The following is a 2,636-nucleotide window of genomic DNA, read 5'->3' on the forward strand; positions in this document are numbered from 1 at the left end:
GCCGCGGCCCGCGCCCCGCTCAGCAACAGCGGCGCCTTCGCCCCCGGGTCGAGCAACTCGAGCAACCCGGCGGTGGCGGTCTCGACCGGCAGGATCGCCGCGCTCCCGGAGCGACCCTCGACCCGCACCGGCCGGCCGGCCTTGAGCGCCGCGACCGCCCGCCGGAGTCGGCTTTCGTTCAAAGCTCGACTTCGCAGATCAACGGCACATGGTCGGACGGCCGCCGCCAGCTCCGGCACGGCTCGAGCACATGGTGGGCGACGACCTGGCCGCCAAGCTGCGGCGACACCCACATATGGTCGAGCCGGCGGCCGCGGTCGTTCCTGGTCCAGTCGAGCGAGCGGTAGCTCCACCAGGTGAAGCAGCGCTCGGGAGCGGGCACGAACTTGCGGCCGATGTCGACCCACTCGTGCGACTGTTGCAGGCGGTTGAGTGCCTCGACCTCGACCGGCGTGTGGCTGACGACCTTGAGCAGCGCCTTGTGGCTCCACACGTCGCACTCCAGCGGAGCGACGTTGAAGTCGCCGACCACCAGCGTCGGCTCGCGCAATTTCTCCGACCAGCGGGTCATCCGCTCGATGAAGTCGAGCTTCTGCCCGAACTTGGGGTTGACGGTGCGGTCGGGAATGTCGCCGCCGGCCGGCACGTAGACGTTCTCGAGCCGGATCCCGCACGGCAGCCGGACTCCGATGTGGCGCGCCTCGCCATTGTCCTGCCAGTCGTGGCTGCCCGGCTCGTCGAGCTCGATTCGGCTGACGATGGCGACTCCGTGGTGCATCTTCTGGCCGTGCAATTGCTGGTGGACGTAGCCGCGGCGCCTGAACCATTTCGACGGGAAGATGTCGTTGGTCGCCTTGGTTTCCTGGAGGCACAGGATGTCGGGCCGCTCCTCCTTGAGCAACCGGGCGACGATGTCGATCCGAGCGCGCACCGAATTGACGTTCCAGGAGGCGATCTTGATGCGGGTCATGTCAGCCGATGTAGCCAGCCTCACGCGTCTTTGCGAGCGCAGCGAACTAGCAAAAGGCCCCCGCTCCGGGGGCGTGGAGCGAGGGCCGCCAAGCGTTCGTCACGCAAGGGATCCTGCGTGCCCGGGTAACAGGGGGAAACCCCAAGCAAGGTGCAGGATCGAGTCTTATTTAATGCCGCCCGGCTGACGGCGCGATGAACAAGTAGCGAACGGCTACCCTTTTATGAACGCTTGCGTTTCTTCGGCTCGGCGTAGGTGAACGCGCCTTCCGAAACCGCGACATTGTAGCGCTGGTTGGACAGCTTGACGGTGGTGCGCTTGTTCTGCGCATCGACCGCGGTCCAGCCGTAGAGCATCAGCCCGCCGGGCGCCGACGGCGAGCGCAGGAACGCCAGGATCAGGGTGCCGTACTCCGGCCGGTTGCGGTCCTTGGCGCGAAGGACGATGGTGCGCGGGTTGCCGCTCGGCTGAAGCCGCGCATTGCCCTTGAGGATCGGGTTGACCGACAGCAGCATCCCCAGCGGAGTCTTGTTGAGGTCCCAGCTGTTCTTCTGCCCGACCTGATAGTCGACGAACGTGAGCCGGCTTCCGTTGGCGACCAGCAGCACGTCGCCGCCGCTATATTCGAAGCGGATCCGGCCCGGCCGCTTCAATTGCAGCGTGCCGCGCGCCGAGCGGCCCTTGCCGTCGGTCTGGACGAAGTTGGCGGTCATCGACTGGACCGCCTTCAAATGGGCCTGGACCTTGGCAAGGTCGGCGGACTCGGCGGCAACCGCCGGGGCCGGGGCCGCGAGGAGCGCAGCCGGGGCGGCGATCGAAAGCAGGGCGCGCGCGAACAGGGTCGAAAAATTCATGTCTTGCTCCAGCGATTTTGCGAGGATTTACGCGAAGTCTTTACGCTCGCGGATTGAATGCGCCCTGAACCCGTCCGTTCCCTGGGGTTCAGATGCGGCCGCTCGGATCGCTCAGCGTGAAGCGGCCGGCCGCTCGTCGCTGGTGCGCGTGGGATCGGCGGTGGGATCGGGCGATTGCGGCCCCTGGCCGATCTCGGTCGCGGGCGGCTGGCCGCCGTCGATGAGCAGCGGCGGCTCGGCCGGGCTGCAGGCGGCGATGGTGGCGATCAGGGCCGAAACGAGGAGCAGGCTGCGAACCATTGTTCGCACCCTAGGCGAGCAGTTCTGAATCATCGATGAATCGACGGCGGAACGTGCCTAGATCGGGTGCCCGTCGGGGTCGATCAGCACCTCGCGCCGGCCGACATGGTCGGGCTGGCCGACCTTGCCGTCCTTCTCCATCCGCTCGATCAGCCGCGCCGCGCTGTTGTAGCCGACCCTGAGCTGGCGCTGCAAGTAGGAGGTCGACGCCTTCTGGCTCTCGGCGACGATCTGCACCGCCTTCCGGTACAGCTGGGTATCGGCGTCATCCTCGCCGGTCGGCTGGCCGTCGAACAGATAGCCGCCGTCCTCGGGCTCTTCGGTCACCGCCTGGATATATTCGGGCACGCCCTGCTTGCGCCAATGCTCGGCGACCGCGCGCACCTCCTCGTCGCGGACCAGCGGGCCGTGGACTCGGACGATCTGCTTGCCGCCCGGCATGTAGAGCATGTCGCCCTTGCCCAGCAGCTGCTCGGCGCCCTGCTCGCCGAGGATCGTCCGGCTGTCGATCT

4 protein-coding genes and 1 pseudogene are annotated in these 2,636 nt (G+C 67.3%); all 5 read right to left on the reverse strand.

Features of this window, described 5'->3' with window-relative positions:
- Nucleotides 1-182: pseudogene (locus tag H0T81_RS01715) on the reverse strand (hypothetical protein); the annotation flags it as partial.
- Complete coding sequence (locus H0T81_RS01720) at nucleotides 179-970, reverse strand: exodeoxyribonuclease III (RefSeq protein ID WP_294009135.1); 792 nt, start codon at nucleotides 968-970, stop codon at nucleotides 179-181. The gene H0T81_RS01720 and the pseudogene H0T81_RS01715, both read right to left, overlap by 4 nt.
- Nucleotides 971-1,191: 221 nt before the next feature.
- Nucleotides 1,192-1,824, reverse strand: coding sequence for an outer membrane lipoprotein carrier protein LolA (locus H0T81_RS01725; protein WP_294009137.1), 633 nt, complete (start codon nucleotides 1,822-1,824; stop codon nucleotides 1,192-1,194).
- A 111-nt stretch (nucleotides 1,825-1,935) separates the two neighbouring features.
- Entirely contained in the window at nucleotides 1,936-2,124 is a 189-nt protein-coding gene (locus H0T81_RS01730) for a hypothetical protein (RefSeq protein WP_294009139.1), read from the reverse strand.
- Between the two features lie 57 nt (nucleotides 2,125-2,181).
- On the reverse strand, nucleotides 2,182-2,636 hold a 455-nt coding region (locus tag H0T81_RS01735), incomplete at its 5' end, for a DNA translocase FtsK (protein WP_294009141.1).

The sequence above is a fragment of the Sphingomonas sp. genome (genome assembly GCF_013812825.1).
Classification (GTDB): Bacteria; Pseudomonadota; Alphaproteobacteria; order Sphingomonadales; family Sphingomonadaceae; genus Sphingomicrobium.